13 protein-coding genes and 2 tRNA genes are annotated in these 18,012 nt (G+C 44.0%); 10 read left to right on the top strand and 5 right to left on the bottom strand.

Annotated features, from left to right (window positions below; genetic code table 11):
* The first annotated feature begins 142 nt into the window (after positions 1–142).
* From ACIG3F_RS00450 to ACIG3F_RS00440, 3 genes are all read left to right on the top strand, one after another.
* A complete protein-coding gene (locus ACIG3F_RS00450; protein ID WP_396468894.1) occupies positions 143–3,271 on the top strand; it encodes an efflux RND transporter permease subunit in 3,129 nt (1,042 codons plus the stop codon).
* A gap of 162 nt (positions 3,272–3,433) precedes the next feature.
* Positions 3,434–4,774 carry a magnesium transporter gene (gene mgtE / locus ACIG3F_RS00445; RefSeq protein WP_004280544.1) on the top strand — a complete coding sequence of 447 codons (1,341 nt, stop codon included), beginning with the start codon at positions 3,434–3,436 and terminating at the stop codon, positions 4,772–4,774.
* Positions 4,775–4,848: 74 nt separating this feature from the next.
* The gene (locus ACIG3F_RS00440) at positions 4,849–5,430 is read left to right on the top strand and encodes a DUF4112 domain-containing protein (RefSeq protein ID WP_396468891.1); all 582 of its coding nucleotides are present in this window, start codon (positions 4,849–4,851) and stop codon (positions 5,428–5,430) included.
* Between the two features lie 81 nt (positions 5,431–5,511).
* Here the strand turns inward: ACIG3F_RS00440 and htpX are convergent, their stop codons facing one another.
* Both htpX and ACIG3F_RS00430 read right to left on the bottom strand, forming a co-directional pair.
* Positions 5,512–6,417, bottom strand: a complete 906-nt coding sequence (gene htpX / locus ACIG3F_RS00435; protein ID WP_004280540.1) for a protease HtpX — start codon at positions 6,415–6,417, stop codon at positions 5,512–5,514.
* Between the two features lie 176 nt (positions 6,418–6,593).
* On the bottom strand, positions 6,594–7,466 hold the full coding sequence (locus tag ACIG3F_RS00430; RefSeq protein WP_396468889.1) for a lytic transglycosylase domain-containing protein: 873 nt from the start codon (positions 7,464–7,466) through the stop codon (positions 6,594–6,596).
* Between the two features lie 499 nt (positions 7,467–7,965).
* On the opposite strand from ACIG3F_RS00430, the gene ttcA reads away from it, so the two are divergent.
* A complete protein-coding gene (gene ttcA, locus ACIG3F_RS00425) occupies positions 7,966–8,892 on the top strand; it encodes a tRNA 2-thiocytidine(32) synthetase TtcA (RefSeq protein ID WP_004280538.1) in 927 nt (308 codons plus the stop codon).
* Between the two features lie 206 nt (positions 8,893–9,098).
* The gene (locus ACIG3F_RS00420; RefSeq protein WP_004280536.1) at positions 9,099–9,485 is read left to right on the top strand and encodes an SCP2 sterol-binding domain-containing protein; all 387 of its coding nucleotides are present in this window, start codon (positions 9,099–9,101) and stop codon (positions 9,483–9,485) included.
* A 93-nt stretch (positions 9,486–9,578) separates the two neighbouring features.
* Here the strand turns inward: ACIG3F_RS00420 and ACIG3F_RS00415 are convergent, their stop codons facing one another.
* The gene (locus tag ACIG3F_RS00415; protein ID WP_005247689.1) at positions 9,579–10,694 is read right to left on the bottom strand and encodes a transglycosylase SLT domain-containing protein; all 1,116 of its coding nucleotides are present in this window, start codon (positions 10,692–10,694) and stop codon (positions 9,579–9,581) included.
* 362 nt (positions 10,695–11,056) lie between these two features.
* Here ACIG3F_RS00415 and greB point away from each other — a divergent pair, with 362 nt between their 5' ends.
* From greB to epmA, 5 genes are all read left to right on the top strand, one after another.
* A complete protein-coding gene (greB, locus tag ACIG3F_RS00410) occupies positions 11,057–11,551 on the top strand; it encodes a transcription elongation factor GreB (protein WP_005265847.1) in 495 nt (164 codons plus the stop codon).
* Positions 11,552–11,639: 88 nt separating this feature from the next.
* Positions 11,640–11,729 (top strand) — tRNA-Ser (locus ACIG3F_RS00405).
* 271 nt (positions 11,730–12,000) lie between these two features.
* A tRNA-Ser gene (locus ACIG3F_RS00400) sits at positions 12,001–12,090 on the top strand.
* A 180-nt stretch (positions 12,091–12,270) separates the two neighbouring features.
* Positions 12,271–13,338 (top strand): 4-phosphoerythronate dehydrogenase, encoded by a 1,068-nt coding sequence (locus tag ACIG3F_RS00395; RefSeq protein ID WP_396468885.1) that lies wholly within the window; start codon positions 12,271–12,273, stop codon positions 13,336–13,338.
* Positions 13,335–14,309 (top strand): EF-P lysine aminoacylase EpmA, encoded by a 975-nt coding sequence (gene epmA, locus ACIG3F_RS00390; RefSeq protein ID WP_396468883.1) that lies wholly within the window; start codon positions 13,335–13,337, stop codon positions 14,307–14,309. The genes ACIG3F_RS00395 and epmA overlap by 4 nt, the downstream gene beginning before the upstream one ends.
* An 83-nt stretch (positions 14,310–14,392) precedes the next feature.
* Here epmA and ACIG3F_RS00385 read toward each other — a convergent pair whose 3' ends face one another.
* Together ACIG3F_RS00385 and ACIG3F_RS00380 are read right to left on the bottom strand one after the other, a co-directional pair.
* Positions 14,393–15,628 (bottom strand): multifunctional CCA addition/repair protein, encoded by a 1,236-nt coding sequence (locus tag ACIG3F_RS00385; RefSeq protein ID WP_005103927.1) that lies wholly within the window; start codon positions 15,626–15,628, stop codon positions 14,393–14,395.
* A 94-nt stretch (positions 15,629–15,722) separates the two neighbouring features.
* Complete coding sequence (locus tag ACIG3F_RS00380; RefSeq protein WP_396468880.1) at positions 15,723–18,002, bottom strand: NADP-dependent malic enzyme; 2,280 nt, start codon at positions 18,000–18,002, stop codon at positions 15,723–15,725.
* Between the last annotated feature and the right edge of the window lie 10 nt (positions 18,003–18,012).

Here is an 18,012-nt window from a genome sequence, read left to right as displayed (position 1 = left end):
CCCGTTTATACGGGGATTTTTTTATCGCCAAAACTCGTCCAATGACTGGTTGCGTTTTCAGCATGGTGTGAAAATTGCTATAAAAATCATCTATTCATACAAGAATGTGTCGTGAGAATGCATCTGATGGGGATTTTTATTCATGTTGTCACACTTTTTTATTTATCGACCTAAATTTGCAGCCGTCATCGCCATTATCATGATGGTATTAGGAATTTTTGCACTGCAAAAAATTCCGATTGAGCATATGCCGAATATGGACGCACCTGCGTTAGGGGTTTCTGCGGGGTATCGTGGTGCATCTGCGGAAACCGTTGAGCAATCGGTCACGCAAATTTTAGAACAAGCGGTAAAAGGCATTGAAGGTTTGGAAAGCTTTCAGTCCAACAGTAGCGTGGGACGTGCAAATCTGACCCTGTCGTTTGAGCAAGGCGTGGATCTCGATCAGGCACTGTTGCAAGTGCAAAATGCAGTCAATGGTGTGCTAAGTCGATTGCCTGAAGAAACCCAGCAAAATGGAGTGGCTGTTTATAAACAAGGTTATGATCAATTTGCATTACTGAGTTTATATGATGAATCAGGGAAAGCGACACCTATAGAGCTTGCTGACTATTTAATGGTGCATGTCGAACCGCGTTTTTCCCGTATTGACGGAATGGGTGAAGTGGAGCTTTATGGCGCAGGCTATGCGATGCGCATTTGGCTCAATCCACATAAACTACGCCAATTTAATCTGATGCCGAGTGATATTCGCAATGCAGTCGAGGCACAAAATGCACCTCTTGTATCTGGTTCTATTGGTGGATTACCAACAGCACAAGATCAATACATGAATGCCAAGGTTAGTGCGGGATCACGTTTAAGTAGTATTCATGAATTTGAAAAAATTATTGTGAAGACAACAGATTCAGGTTCGGTCCTGTACTTGAAAGATGTCGCACGTGTTGAGTTGGGGGCAGAAAGTTATAACCATTTAAATTATACCAACGGTCATTTATCCGCTGCATTATCGATTCAATTGGCGCCACGGAGTAATGCGATTGCGGTTTCAGAGCAGATGCAAACGGTGTTGAAAAATGCCCAAGCCAATTTGCCTGCACATTATCAATTGCGTATGACCATGGACAGAACCCCATTCATTACCAGTTCAATTGAACAAGTCGCGAAAACTCTGGTTGAAGCGATGGTACTGGTGGTTTTGGTAATGTTTATCTTCCTGCAAAACTGGCGCGCCACTATTATTCCTGCAGTCACCATTCCGATTGTAGTTTTAGCCACATTTGCGGTGCTGTATGTACTGGGAATGAGCTTAAACAGTTTTACCTTGTTTGCCCTGATTTTGGCGATTGGTCTGTTGGTCGATGATGCCATTGTAGTAGTGGAAAACATTGAACGTTTGATGCATGAAGAACATTTGGATGCTCAGGCTGCAGCTTTAAAGTCAATGAAGGAAATTAGCGGTGCATTGATCGGGATTACTTTGGTCTTAACTGCTGTATTTATTCCCATGGCATTTTTTGGCAGTATGACAGGGGTCATCTATTGTCAGTTTTCCATCACGTTGGTCGTGGCAATGCTACTTTCTTTATTGGTAGCACTTATCATCACCCCTACATTTGCAGCGCAACTGCTAAAGCGTCAACCACATCAACCAAAATGGGCAAAGCGTTTTAATCGTGGCATGGATAAGCTCACCATGCGTTACCAAAAGCTTTCTGCACGTAGCATGCAGTTTAAAATGACGATGTTGGCTGTATTTAGTATATGTGTTTTAGGCTTTGGCTGGCTTTATAAAACCTTGCCCGAAGGCTTGATGCCAACGGAAGATATGGGCTTTGTCATGGGTCAAATTGTGATGCCGGGTAATGCACCACGTTCTGAGATAGAAAAAGTCGGGCGTGAAGTTCAAGACTATTTAATGCAGCATGAATCTGAGCGCATCCAAAGCATTGGGATTTGGTATAGTGGAAACAATGTTGGAGTTGGGCCTTATCGTGGTCAGCTTTTTGTCGTATTAAAGGACTGGGCAGCGCGTAAAAATCCTGAAGATACCGTCTTTGCCATTGTAGATCGTGCACAAAAGCACTTTGCCAATCATGCCAATGCCCAGATTTTCTTTATGGCGCCTTCTATGTCTAGTAATGGACGTGTGGTCGACTTTTGGTTACAAGATTTAGATTCACGGGGCAGCGAGTTTTTACAGCAATCCTTCTCTGAGATTGAAACCCGTGCCAAAGCAAAATCATCGATTGAATATTTACAACTTGATGTACCCAAAGAAAGTGCCGAGCTGAATATTAAACTGGATATAGAACGTTTACTCAAATATGCCGTACCTCAGCAAAGTTTTAACAGTACGTTGGCTGCGGCTTGGAGTGGTACCTATATCAATGACTTTATTGATCGTGGACAAATCAAACGGGTCATCATGCAAGGCGAAGCGGAGTTCCGTTCTAAACCTGAAGATTTGGCACATTGGCATGTCCGCAATAGCACAGGCGAAATGTTATCGTTTAATCAATTCACTACGCTGAATTGGCAAGGTGGACCGAATAGTATCAATCGTTATATGGGCTATAACGCCGTGCCTGTATATGCAGGTATTCCCAAAGATCAATTTTCGAGTCAAACCATGCAAGATGTCGAAGCTTTAGTCGATGAACAAGACGGAGTAAATTTGGCCTGGAGTGGAGCTGCACTAGAAGAAAAACGCAGCAGTGGGCAAGCTATTTTCTTGTATCTAATTTCGATTGCCTTTATTTTCTTATGTTTAACGGCACTTTATGAAAGCTGGACGATTCCTGCTGTGGTGTTGACCGCGATTCCTCTGGGCGTAGGAGGGAGTATTCTGTTCTGTGCCTGGTTCGGTTTTGCAAACGATATTTACTTCCATATCGCCCTGCTGACGACCATCGGTCTGTCCTGTAAAAATGCAATTTTGATTGTAGAGTTTGCCGCACAAGCAGAGCGGGCAGGTCATACTCCGGTTCAGGCCGCGATACTGGCCGCGGGCTTACGCTTGCGTCCTATTCTCATGACCTCCATTGCATTTGCAGCGGGCGTACTGCCTTTGATGTTTGCCACCGGCGTCAGTGCAATCAGCCGGCAGGAGATTGGCAGTAGTGTTTTTGGTGGGGTGCTATTTGCCACTGTCCTGGTACTGCTGTTTATTCCCTTTATGTATGTATTGATCCGTGGTCTGATGATTAAAAAAACAGTTTCTCAATCAGTGGTGATAGATCATCCATCTTTAGAAAGTGAACAAGCCTGACTCAGTCAGGCTTTTTTCTGGCTAAATATCGAGGAATTGATTTATACAAAAAATATCGTCATATTGCAGCATGATCATTAAAATTATTCACATGAAAAATTAGGATACATAGGGATCAGGACAAACCTCTCTTGAATGCCAGACTTTTATAATGAGCTGCTTATGCCGACAATTTCAGAAAAAATCCAGCATATCCAACAACAATTACATTCTGAAAATCACGACATCGCTGTAGGCTTACTTAGTCAGCTGAATGTCGCCGATCAGGCGCGCATTTTAAGTCGTTTAGATGCTCGGCAACAGGCCCAAATTTTAAGGGAACTGAATGAATCAAGCTTGGTCTATGCTTTTATGCCCCTAGGGCAGCAGTTAAACGTGACCAAGCACCTATCTATTTCAGAACTTGTTCCCATTCTGGACGCAATGCCTTCTGATGATTTTGTCGATATTTATAAGCAGTTTTCGCCGCCGCTACAGCTGCAATTGATGAGCGCCTTGTCTGAAGAATCCCAGCAGACACTCACAGATCTGGCCATCTATCCGGAAGGCACGGCTGGGGCCATGATGAGCTCAAGTTTTGTGACGCTCTCACCCGATTTAACCATGGATGAAGCAATACAGGCTTTACGTGTGGTGGCCGCCGGGCAGGAAACCCTATATCTGATTTATATTGTCGATGCAGAAGAACGGCTGATCGGTGTGATTTCCCTAAGGCAGATCATTCAGGCCTTACCTGAGCTGAGCATTGCCGAGGTGATGCAACGCGAAGTGATTTCTGCCCAGGTAACAGATGATCAGGAAATTGTAGCTCGAGCCTTGGCCTACTATGATTTTATTGCTCTGCCTGTGGTTGATGCACAGCAAAAACTCTTAGGAATTGTTACTTATGACGATGCTATGGACATTGTCGAAGCCGAAACCACCGAAGATATTTTAAAGTCGGGTGCAGTGACGCCGTTGACTGAGCTGAGTCTGAAAACTGCCCCGATTTTGACCCTGTATCAGAAGCGGGTCTTTTGGCTAGTGATACTGGTTTTTGGGAGTCTATTGTCTGGAATCGGCATTGCACACTTTGAAGAGATCATTGCCGCACATATCGTGCTGGTATTTTTCTTACCGCTTTTGGTGGGCAGTGGCGGGAATGCCGGTTCGCAATCAGCCACCTTGATGGTACGTGCCTTGGCCACAGGCGATGTCGAGTTTAAGGACTGGTTTAACCTGCTCAGTCGTGAATCTCTGGTGGCGCTATGCTTAGGCGGCACTATGGCGATTGCGGTATCCATTCTGGGTTATATTCGGGGAGATATTATGGTAGCTGTGGTGCTGGCCATCAGCATGCTCGGGATTGTGTTGATGGGCTGCCTGATCGGCATGAGTCTGCCTTTTATTTTAAATAAACTCAAACTTGATCCTGCCAGTGCTTCGGCGCCGTTGGTGACTTCCATCTGCGATGCTACTGGTGTGATTCTGTATTTATTTGTGGCTTCCAAATTATTGTTTTAATTCACAGATTGATACATCAACGTATAAAAAATACTTTATGCTCAAGAAAATCAGCATTATTTCTGGAATAACCTATGCCTGAGTCTGGACAAAAACCAAAACTAAGCCAACAAGAGGTGATACGTCTGGAACGTGATCTGGCCAAGTTTGCCAATATGATGGATTCCGTGGTGCGTATTCCGTTTACCAAGCAAGGGGTGGGGGCAGACGCGGCTTTGAGTACGATTCCGGTTGCTGGAGATATTGCCGGTTTTGTACTGACCTGTTATGCCATTCATAAGGCCAAACAGATTGGGGTGCCGAGTGCCAAACTCAATCCAGTGATGAAAATGGCGGCGATCGATGCGGTAGTAGGATTTATTCCGGTGGCAGGCACGGCCTTTGATATTTTTATTCGGCCCAGTCGCAAAGCGCTCGATGTCGTGCACCTGCATATTCGCGAGGAATATCAGATTAATAGCGATCGACATGTGGTGCATCCATTTTTGCATGAAAGTCTGGAACGCAAACAACAGCAATCAGCATTCTGGCGCAATCCCGTGGTGGCCTGGATCTGGATTCACATCCCCGATATTTTAGGTACTTTATTCCTGATTGTATTTGTCTTCGCGATCGGGTGGGGTGCTATGGCGCTGTATCAATGGTTCAGCCAATGATAGGTCAGCTAAAGAATAATTGAATCCAATAAAAAAAGCCTGCAATTGCAGGCTTTTTTTGAATCAAAAATAAAGTTTTACTTAAGCACAATCAAGTTGTTGCAATGCAGCGACACGTTGTTCGATGCTTGGATGCGTCTGGAACAATGCAGCAAGGCTAAAGCCTTCTTCTTTACCCGCAGAAATCGCAAATGCTTTCATTTCTTTCGGCATGGCATCTGGCATTTCAGATTCTGCCTGTAAGCGCAGTAATGCTGAAATCATGGCTTGTTTACCTGCCAGACGTGCACCTGCTTCATCAGCACGGTATTCACGGTGACGAGAGAACCACATCACAATCGACGATGCCAAGATACCGAACACGATATCCAGCACAATAGTAATCACGAAATAGGCAATACCCGGGGCTTCACCTTCTTCACGACCAAAGACATTGCGGTCAATAAAATCACCTGCGACACGTGCGAAGAACATCACGAAGGCGTTCACAACACCTTGGATTAGTGCCAGAGTGACCATGTCACCATTGGCGACATGACCAATCTCATGCGCCAATACTGCACGAAGTTCGTCTTTGTTCATACGCTCAAGCAAGCCAGTTGATACCGCAACGAGAGCATCATTTTTGTTCCAGCCGGTGGCAAAGGCATTCGACTGGTAAGAGGGGAAAATACCCACTTCCGGCATTTTAATGCCTGCACGCTGAGAAAGTTGTGCAACTTCTTGGAGCAACCAGGCTTCAGCTTGGTTACGAGGTGCATTCGGGTCAATCAGTTCAGTACCCGTGGTCTTTTTCGCCATCCATTTAGACATGAACAGGGAAATCATTGAGCCGACCATACCGAACACAAAACAGATGACCAACAGGTTGCCTAGATTCAAGCCACCTGCGCCATGGTAACTACCGACACCGAAGAGTGACAAGATAATGCCAGCTACAACCAGTACCGCGAGGTTGGTTAGCAAGAACAAACCAATCCGCATCATTGAGAAATCCTCTTATTACAGAAAAATAATCTGATTATTAAATGTAAATCATTGAAATCAATATGCGGTGAAATCGAGAAGAATTCAAGGAAAAAATAGCATTTGGCTACAAAAAACACAGGATATTTTTTGTACAAATAAAAACATAGGTCTTTAAAAACAAAGCTGTTTAGGAATTATTCACTTAAATATATTTTTGCAGATGCTGACGCATTGGCGGTGGCATAAGAGCCTGCCGGTGCATCGGTGAAACTGCCATCCGCTTGAGCAATGATCTGACGCTGATACTTGGCAGCCTGAATATTGGAAGCTGTGGTGGTTCCAGTCGAATAATTGTCAGAACTGGCAATCACACGGCCAGTATCAGAAGATGCTGTATAGGCAGCACTATGATTACCTAGACCTTGAGCATATAGGTTCTGATAACGGCTGCTGACACGACGGACATAGTCCTGAGTTTCACGAAACGGTGGTACGCCCTTATATTTAGCGACATTACCTTCACCAGCATTATAGCCTGCCAGTGCCAAGGTGGTATTGCCATTAAAGCGTTTTAATAACCAGGCCAGATATTTGGCACCTGCCATAATATTCTGCTGCGGGTCATAAGCATTGCTGACATTAAAACGACGGGCAGTCGTCGGCATGAGTTGCATTAAGCCCTGTGCACCGACTGGAGAGCGTGCCTGTACATTAAAACCGGATTCGGTATGCATCACAGCTTTAATCAAGCCTTCAGATACACCATAGGTTTGTGCTGCCTGACGGATGATCGAGTCATAGGCATTTTTATTTCTACTATAGCTAGGCAATACCGAGGCTTCACTCGAGCCCCAGTTGCTATAACTGTGAATATTGCTGTCTGGATAATAGGTTTTCTTTTCTACCTGTAGATGATTATAGCGACTTTTCTTATTAGTCAATAAAGTACTGCCATTACTGTCGCGTAATTGATAGATCGTTTGACCAGCATAAGCAAAATGACAACAGCTTGCCAATAGCAAACCACTGATCCCATAACGCCCCAAAACATGCACATTTATTTTCATTGTTTATATTAAGTAAACACAAGCGAGAAAAATTTAATAAAGAGTTTAACAAAAAATTACGGAATGAAAAGACTTGTGCGCTGCATTTATAAACGAGTTTGTAAATGCAAGTCATTTTTTACATTTTAGCGATAGAAAAAAAAATATGATTTAATTTAAAACCTTAGGCTTGACAGGGTTAACTATTTGATTTTTATTAATAATTAAATTGATCAAAAAATGATCAATTCAAAGAAAAGCCTTATCTTTTGAGCCGGACAAGTTGTCAAGTCTGTTTCAATCCACAAAGTTATCCACAGCTTTTGTGGACAACTGTGGAAAAGTCCAAAAGATAAGCATCTTGACTAAAAAATGAACGCAATCGTTCAATATATCAATCTAAATAAAACATGAAAATGAAACTAATAAGACATTTTCATGAAAATAAATTCTTTTGATGCGATAGCGGTCCGAATCGGCTAAAATTGCGCGGTATTTTTTTTATGGGTTAATCTCGTCTATGTACTCGCCAGTTGAGTCCGAACAAGGATTTAATTTCAAACCTGAACTGCCAACAAGCTCAGCCTACTACCGTTTGTTGAAGAAGCTTCGCCGCCAGGTCGGACATGCCATTCGTGACTTCAAGATGATTGAAGAAGGCGATAAGGTCATGGTGTGTATTTCTGGTGGTAAAGACAGTTATACCCTGTTGGATATCCTGCTACAGTTCAAGCGCATCGCACCGATCAATTTCGATGTAGTGGCTGTGAATCTGGACCAGAAACAGCCAGGCTTCCCGGAAGATGTATTACCGCGTTATTTAGAAGAAAATAACATTCCGTATTACATTTTGGAAAAAGATACCTACAGCATCACCAAAAAGTTGACGCCTGAAGGTAAAACCTACTGTGCAGTCTGTTCGCGTTTGCGTCGTGGTTCTTTATACGGTTTTGCGCAGGAAATTGGTGCGACCAAGGTTGCCTTAGGCCATCATCGTGATGATATCCTGGCGACTTTCTTCCTGAACCTGTTCCATGGCGGCAGCTTGAAAGCTATGCCACCAAAACTGTTGTCTTCAGACAAAAAGAACATTCTGATTCGTCCACTGGCCTATGTGGAAGAAAAAGACATCATTAAATATGCAGAAATGCGTCAATTTCCAATTATTCCATGTAATTTATGTGGCTCTCAGGACAACCTGCAGCGCGCAATTATCAATGACATGTTACGTGATTGGGATAAAGCACATCCAAAACGTCTGCACAGCATTTTTGGCGCATTGCAAAATGTTTCGCCATCACAGTTAGTCGATCGTGAATTATTTGATTTTGAAGTTCTGGATAGCCAGCGTGAATTCGACTTCAAAGGTGGTGATTCAACTGAAGAAGCGGTGGAAGGCGAGAACCGCCGGATCAATATGGTTAATCTGGGCTTTGCTGCAGACTAATTTTAGAACGTGTAGACATCAGCCCGCGGGTTGATGTCTGCTTATAAACATAAATAAAAATAGAACTACAAAAATTGAACGGCGCGTACAAAATTCGTTAGCCTTTGCGCTAATGATCATGATATAACAAAGCACAAGCATAATAGCTTCAACATGATGTCGTCTGGATAGTCGACACAAATGAACAAATAATTTGAGGAAAGATCATGCCTGCTTTTTTAACTGATGATTGGTTTTCAACTGTAGAAACTCTAACTGCGCAAGCTGGCGATTTGAATTTGCCACCAGCTTTGGCGAACCTTGCGATTAATTTGGTTGTAGCGGACACTACAGGTAATACTGAACTATCTTTAGATGGTGGGGCAATCAAGAAAGGTTTGTCTTCAAATGCCAAAACCACGCTGAATATGGATGGCGAAACTCTACGTAAAGTTTTCCTGGAATTTGATATGGCTGCTGCGATGCAGGCCTTCATGACCGGCAAAATCAAAGTACAGGGTGATATGTCACAATTGATGGCACTTCAAACTGCAAAGCCAAGTCAGGAACAAAAAGATTTGTTCAAGAAAGTGCTTGAAAATACTACGGCTTAATTCTGCTAAGACATTAGCCTGAATGAAGACCAAAAAAGCTTACCCTGAGGTAAGCTTTTTTTATGGCATTTTGATTAACGCTAAGGTTTCAGCTTAGATATTCACCAATTGCGGTGTGGTCTTGATATGCTCCAGATAAGCACGAATACGGGTCACATATTGCACCGCTTGACGGTAACGACCATTATTGGCTTTATTCTGATCCAGATAGGCATATAAGTTCACCCAGTTATTCGGGTTCTTGCCTTGCGACTGAATGCGCTTTTGCAACTGATTCACTGCACCTGGGCCCATATTATAAGCTACTAGTGCAAACCAGTTTCGATCTGGAAAAGGAATATGCTCATAGCGACTAAGCATTTGATCATAATACTTGGCGCCACCCTGAATGCTTTGAGCCGGATCGGTACGGTTACTCACACCCATGGCTTTGGCTGTACTGTTGGTCAGCATCATCAAACCACGCACACCCGTCGGAGAAACTGAATTCGGTTTCAGATAAGATTCCTGATAACCAATGGCCGCCAGTAAATGCCAATCCAGATCATACTGCTGAGCTGTCTGTTTAAAGCTCGCTTCATAGATCGGCAGACGGTTGTTCAAATCACGTTGAATGGTGGTCCAAGATTCCTCTTTCACCACATTCTGATTATAAAATGAAGCAAGCTGCTTGATGGCACCACTTTGTTTGCCTTTGCAGACAAAAGCACTGGCCGTCTGGCTCAAAGGATCTGTAGCAGATTTAAACACTAGATTTAAATTGGTATTCAAGCCATTACTTGACAGAATCGATTCATCGCCACAAGTGGCTGAGAATGACGTCAAACGCTTATTTTCAATGGTGCGTATATCGGTAGTTGTCATGGCCAGATTGGCTTTACCCTGAGCAACCCATTGCAGTGCCGTATTGTTATCAGGAACGATTTTAAAATCGAGTTTTACATTCAGATTGTTAGCATAGTTACGAACCAGATCATAACCGAAGCCATGCAGATGTTGTCCATCCTGGAATACGGTAGTCGGATTTTCAACCGCAACCACGGTCAACTTATTGCTATTGACCACATGATCAAACTGAAGTGTGGTCTTACTTGCATTGATACTGTGTAGGGGAATAAATGCAGTGCTCAGTACAAGTGCTTTCAAAGGGAGAGAAGAAATTACAGATCTTAGGCAAAGCCTCGACCCAGTGGATGAACTACTGTGCATGTTGTCTCCGCTACAAGTAATTTATGCCCTAAAAATCACAGCCAACAAAGCCAGAAATTTTAACAGTTTGATAAATTCAATAAGGGTTGGGCAGTCATGACGTCATTCAAAATGACAAGAGATTTAAAGATAATTATGTAGAAAAACTACATAGATTAAAAAATAAGCATTTCCGGAAGTTGGTGGCATATTAATGATCTGAAAAACGATTGTCAAATTTTGTACACAAATTATTTTTAAAAATAATTTTAAGATATTGAAATATAAAGTTAATTTTTTTGGAATTTTACCATTGTGTTAAAGTGGTAAATAAAATAAGCTGTTTGTAAGTTAAAACACTGAAAATTTGATCAGCAAGACGTATGAAATCCAACTTAATCACCCGTGCTGGACACGATAAATTGGTGGCAGAACTTAAGAATCTCTGGCATGAAGAACGTCCTGAAATTACCAAAAAAGTGAACTGGGCAGCCAGTCTCGGCGACCGTTCTGAAAACGCAGACTACCAATATAACAAGCAAATTTTGCGTAAAATTGATCGACGGGTCAGGTATCTCGGCAAGCGCCTCGAAGAACTGAAAATCATCGATTTTTCCCCGGAGCAGGAAGGAAAAGTTTATTTTGGTGCTTGGGTGGACATTGAAAATGAAGAAGGTGAACAAAAAACTTTACGCATTGTCGGTGTAGATGAAATTTATGATCATCATCCGCAGCATATTTCGATCAGTTCGCCGATGGCACGCGCGTTATTAGGCAAGCAGGTCGATGATGAAGCCGAAGTAGTGACTCCCTCCGGCAAGAAACTCTGGTTCATCAATTCAATTCGTTATGAAAAGCCAGAAAATTCAGCAGATTAATATAATTGATTTTATTTTGTGCAGTTGATGCAGCGAAAGCATAAAAATATTTGCCAAGCGTGATTTTTGTTTATATCATGTCGGCCATGGAAGCGTGGCAGAGCGGTTTAATGCACCGGTCTTGAAAACCGACGAGGGTGTGAGTCCTCCGTGAGTTCGAATCTCACCGCTTCCGCCAAATTTTAAAAACCCAGTCAATTTGATTGGGTTTTTTTATGTCTCAATTTTTTTGATTGTTGATCCACTTGATGCTGAATGCGGTTATTTCTCTCATCATTTTCTACTGAGTTAAATACAACTCAAGATCATTTCAAGATTCAAATCTTTGAATGAAAATGCCCAGGTTGGCTTTGATTTCGGATGATTTTTAGCTGAATAAGCCGCTTTTTATAGAAGTTTCGCTAAATTTTATTGCCAAAAATCTAATTTATTTATATGATGGCGGCCAAGGAAGCGTGGCAGAGCGGTTTAATGCACCGGTCTTGAAAACCGACGAGGGTGTGAGTCCTCCGTGAGTTCGAATCTCACCGCTTCCGCCAAATTTTTAAAACCCCAGTCGAAAGATTGGGGTTTTTCTTTTTAGGCTGCAGATATTGAATACTCAATTCCTCAGTCCTGAACTCAAGGCATAAAATCTTGAAAAATGGGCGTATCGGCCAAATATAGAGTCAGAGGCGCCAACGCGCTATCATACGCCCAAGCATCATATGGATTTCATTATGAAAATTGTCGCAGATGAAAATCTGGCATTTACCGATTATTTCTTTTCCGAATTTGGTGACATTCAACATTGTGCAGGGCGAACCTTAAGCGCAGATGATGTCAAAGATGCCGATAGCTTGCTGGTACGTTCAGTGACTCAGGTCAATGAAGTACTGCTACAGAATAGTTCGATCAAATTTGTGGGCAGTGCCACCATTGGTACAGATCATTTGGATATTGCTGCATTAGAACAACATGGGATTCAGTGGAGTAATGCAGCCGGCTGTAATGCGCAAGCAGTGGCTGAATATGTCATTACCGCATTATTGCAGGTACGTCCTGAATTACTCGATGCCAATACGACATTTACCCTGGGTATTGTCGGTTTGGGTAATGTCGGAACCCGACTGGCTTATATGGCGAAGCTCTTGGGCTGGCGCGTGATCGGTTGCGATCCTTTTGTGCAAAGAGAGCAGGTTGATCAAGTCGAATTTCATGAACTGCTGCAGCAGGTGGACGCCGTTTCAATTCATGTCCCTTTAACCAAAACAGGCATATATCCAACCTATCATTTATTTAATGCTACTGCGTTGGCAAAAATGCAGCCTGACGCGATCCTGATTAACTCAGCGCGTGGGCCAGTGATTGAAGAAACTGCCTTAATTCAAGATATTAAAGCGACACAACGCCCCGTAATTTTGGATGTTTTTGAACACGAACCGCTGATTTCAGCAGAACTTCTGGATCTGGTGACTTTGGTGACTCCGCATATTGCCGGCTATAGCCTGGAAGGCAAGGCACGTGGTACCCAGATGATTTACGAAGCTTTTTGTCAAACTTTCGGTTTTGCAGCCAATAAACAGTTTGAATCCCAGCTGCCTATCTGTGAGCAGTTTTTTCAGGGGCAGGATTTAAAAATGGCATTGCAACAGCATTTATCCCAAATTTATGACATTGCTCGTGATGATGCCAATCTACGTGCCTGTCTCAAAGAAGGCAAAATCGATCAGCAGGCATTTGATCATTTACGTAAAACCTATCCGCTGCGTCGTGAGTGGGCAGCACATGGTGGGCCGAAGGCATGACGATGACGTATCAACCCACTTGTGACCTTCAAGCCATGCGTGCACGGGCGACCTTATATCGTCAAATCCGTCAATTTTTCGCTGAGCGGGATGTATTAGAGGTGGAAACACCGATTTTGTCTCAAGCCGCTGTGACCGATGTGCATTTAGCCTCGGTACAGGCACAGCGCCATGTGCTGGGTAAACTGAATACGCATTATTTGCAGACCTCACCCGAATTTGCTATGAAGCGCTTATTGGCCAGTGGTAGTGGACCCATTTACCAAATCTGTAAGGTCTTCCGCAATGATGAGCATGGATGCAAGCACAATAGCGAATTCACCATGCTGGAATGGTATCGCCCGGGATTTAGCTTAAAAGATCTGATGTTTGAAGTATCGGATTTGCTGAATGTGACTTTGAAAGCACGTTTTGGCGAAATCCGTCCGACCATTCTAAGCTATAAACATGCTTTCATGGATCGTCTGGATCTCAATCCACTTCAAGCCACTTTACAGGAACTGAAAGATTGCTGCCGCCGCGTTGGACTCAATCTGGATTTAGGCGAGGATCGTCTCGGTTATATCGACCTGTTATTTTCACATATGGTTGAACCTAGTCTGGGTTTTGATACTGCAGTATTCCTGACTGATTTCCCCCCTGAAATGGCATCACTGGCCAAAACCCGAACCGATGAAGATGGTGAACTGGTCGCCGCACGTTTTGAATTGTATATCGAAGGTTTAGAATTGGCCAATGCCTATGATGAGCTGATTGATGCCGACGTATTGCGTTCGCGCTTTGAGGCGGATAATGCAGAACGGGCCAAGCTGGGCTTGCATGTCATGCCGATCGATAAATATCTATTGGCAGCTTTACCGAATATGCCGGAATGTTCTGGAATTGCCCTTGGAATTGACCGTTTGTTGATGATTGCAACCAATCAAATGAAACTGGAGCAAGTGATTACTTTTCCGGCAGATATTTCCTGATGGTACTGATCCAATATTTCTTAATTCCTTTTGTGATAAAGAGAAATTAAGCTATTAAAAAAGCACCCGAGGGTGCTTTTTTATTATTCAATCGCTACGGTTTGTTGTGCTTTGAGTTCACCGAGTGCCTGAATCCGTCGTTCAATCAGCATTTCACCAATATCCGGACCCTGAATATCGGCAGGCAGGTCTTGTGCCTTGATGGCGCGTACGGTTTGCATGGCATCGAGGACATATTGTGCTTGTGGATAAGCACGATCTTCCAGACCTAGACGGCCACGTGAATCACATTCACACGCCTGGACGAAAGCTTCGACACGTTCAGGGCGACGTAACACATCCAGACGTTGCAATAATCGCCATAAGGTTCCCGGCTTAAGATTGAAGGCCTGATGGCATTTCAGATGCTCTTTGCACACCGCCAAAGCCAGCTGCTTGGTATACGTCGGCACTTTTAAACGGTCACACAGTTCATTCACTGGCTTGATGCCACGCTCTTCATGCATGATATGTCGCGGTAATTCTTCAACCGGCGTTAAAGCTTTTCCTAAGTCATGCACTAAAACGGCAAAACGTACATCCAGACTATAATTTTGACGACACGCCTGCTGCAAGGACATCATCGTGTGAATGCCGCAGTCAATTTCCGGATGATATTCTGGGCGTTGTGGAATGCCATATAAGGCATCAATCTCAGGGAATAGCACCTTTAAAGCACCACATTGACGTAATACTTCAAAATACACATCAGCATGACGTTCGGATAATGCACGGGAAGTCTCTTTCCAGACGCGTTCTGGTGTCAATGCATTTAATTCACCGGTTTCAGTCAAGCGTTGCATTAATGCTAAGGTTTCATCGGCAATCACAAAGCCTGCACTGGTATAACGGGCAGCAAAACGGGCAATACGTAGCACGCGTAATGGATCTTCCACAAATGCATCGGAAACATGACGTAGAATCCGGTTTTCCAGATCCTGTTGACCGCCATAAGGGTCATAAACCTGGCCGGCATCATCCATGGCCATGGCATTAATGGTCAGATCGCGACGAATCAGATCCTGCTCTAGCGTAACGCTGACATCGGTATGAAACTCAAAACCATGATAACCGGCACCAGATTTACGTTCGGTACGCGCCAGTGCATATTCTTCTTTTGTTTGGGGATGTAGAAAAACAGGGAAATCTTTGCCTACAGGCTGATAGCCTAAGTCAAGCATTTGCGCGGGAGTTGCACCAACGACCACATAATCTTTTTCGTGATAGGGGTGTCCGAGCAAATGATCTCGAACTGCGCCGCCTACTAAATAAACTTGCATGAAAAAACCTCTATTCTTACAAGCATCATGCTACAGAATAGAGGTTTTCTCAAGTTAAGAAACGAGGCTGATGCGTCGTTATCTTGTCATTGGCTTAAAGTGCATCTTGTTCCACTTGCTGGATTTCTGCAACAGTCAGTGCAGTCATGTTGATCACACGACGCGTAGTCGCAGTCGGCGTCAAAATGTGGACAGGTTTCGCAGCACCTAGAAGAATTGGACCAATCGTTACGTTGTTGCCTGAAGTTGCCTTTAACAGGTTAAACGAGATATTGGCAGCATCCAGATTCGGCATGATCAGCAAGTTTGCAGAGCCTTTGAAACGTGAATTCGGGAATGCAAACTGACGAATGTTTTCATCCAGTGCAGCATCACCGTGCATTTCACCTTCAACTTCCAGCTCAGGCGCGATTTCAGACAGGATGTCATATACCTTACGCATTTTTTGCGCGCTAGCATCATGCTGGTCTGAACCGAAACTTGAGTGAGACAGCAGGGCAATACGTGGTGTCATACCAAAACGGCGAACTTCTTCAGCGGCTAGAATGGTCATTTCAGCCAGCTGCTCAGCCGTTGGATTGGTGTTGACATAGGTATCGGCAATGAACAGGTTGCGGTCTTCAAGCATCAAGGCATTCAGGGTAAAGAAAGTGTTATGACCATCTTTCTTGCCAATGATGTTGCTGACGAAGTCCAGGTGAATGTCGTAGCTTGAATACGTACCACACAGCATACCGTCTGCCATACCATGTTTCACAAGCATCGCTGCGATCAGGGTCGAGCGACGACGTGCTTCACGCTGTGCATATTCAGGCGTTACACCCTTACGCTGCATGATGTTGTAATAATCGTCTGCAAACATTTCATAGTTCGGGTTCTTTTCCTGATCAACAATCGTGATATTCACGCCATCTTCAAGACGCAGACCCAATTTTTTAATGTTGGCTTCAATTACAGCTGGGCGACCCACCAGAATTGGAATTGCCAAACCATCATCTACCGCAATTTGAACTGCGCGAAGTACACGCAGGTCTTCACCTTCCGCATAAGCAATACGTTTAGGATCAGATTTGGCTTGTTCGAAAATCGGTTTCATCATGAATGCAGAGTTGTAGACAAACTCAGACAAACGTTGACGATAATGCGAGAAATCCGTGATTGGACGTGTTGCCACGCCAGAATCCATGGCTGCTTGTGCAACAGCAGGTGCGATTTCTAGAATCAAACGTTGATCCAGTGGTCCCGGAATCAGGTATTCACGGCCAAATGATGCAGATTTTTCACCATAAGTCGCCGCATCAGCTTCAACGTGTGCCATACGCGCGATCGCGTGTACACAGGCAATTTTCATTTCTTCGTTAATGGTGGTTGCACCAACGTCCAATGCACCACGGAAGATGTACGGGAAGCACAGTGCGTTATTCACCTGGTTCGGATAGTCAGAACGGCCAGTTGCCATGATCACGTCATCACGTACTTCATGCGCATGTTCAGGCAGAATTTCTGGATCCGGGTTTGCCAAGGCAAAGATGATCGGATCTTCAGCCATGACCTTGACCATTTCTTTGGTCAGAATGCCCGCAGCAGAAAGACCGAGGAACATGTCTGCACCCGCAATCACGTCACCGAGCTGAGTAGCTTCGATGTCTTGTACATAGGCTTTCTTGGATTCATCCAGGCCTTCACGATGCGTAGTCAGCAGACCGCGTGAATCGGCAACGATGATGTTCTCTTTTTTAGCACCCAGAGCGCAAAGCAGATTCAAACAAGACAGTGCAGCAGCACCCGCGCCTGAAGCCACAATCTTGATCTCTTCAATTTTTTTGCCATTGATTTGCAACGCGTTGAGGAGCGCAGAACCGACAATAATTGAAGTACCGTGCTGATCATCATGGAATACTGGAATATTCATGCGTTCACGCAGTTTTTGCTCGATATAGAAACACTCTGGCGCCTTGATATCTTCAAGGTTAATCCCGCCGAAAGTCGGTTCTAATGCAGCGACAATATCCACAATTTTGTCTGGATCATTTTCAGCAATTTCGATATCGAATACATCAACGCCGGCGAATTTTTTGAATAATACGCCTTTACCTTCCATCACTGGTTTAGAGGCCAAAGGACCAATATTACCCAAGCCAAGCACGGCAGTACCGTTGGTCACGACAGCAACCAGGTTGCCACGAGCTGTATACAATGCAGCAGTTGAAGGATCGCGTTCAATCTCAAGACATGGTGCAGCTACGCCAGGCGAGTAAGCAAGGGCTAAGTCACGTTGGTTGACCAATTGTTTGCTTGGTGTAACGCTGATTTTCCCCGGGGTAGGAAATTCGTGATAGTAAAGGGCCTGTTGCTTTAAAGATTGTTCGTCCATCAGTCTCTCG

Source organism: Acinetobacter sp. NPDC052428 (genome assembly GCF_044547685.1).
In the GTDB taxonomy this organism is placed as follows: domain Bacteria; phylum Pseudomonadota; class Gammaproteobacteria; order Pseudomonadales; family Moraxellaceae; genus Acinetobacter; species Acinetobacter lwoffii_G.
This window is presented reverse-complemented; position numbering and strand designations above follow the sequence as displayed.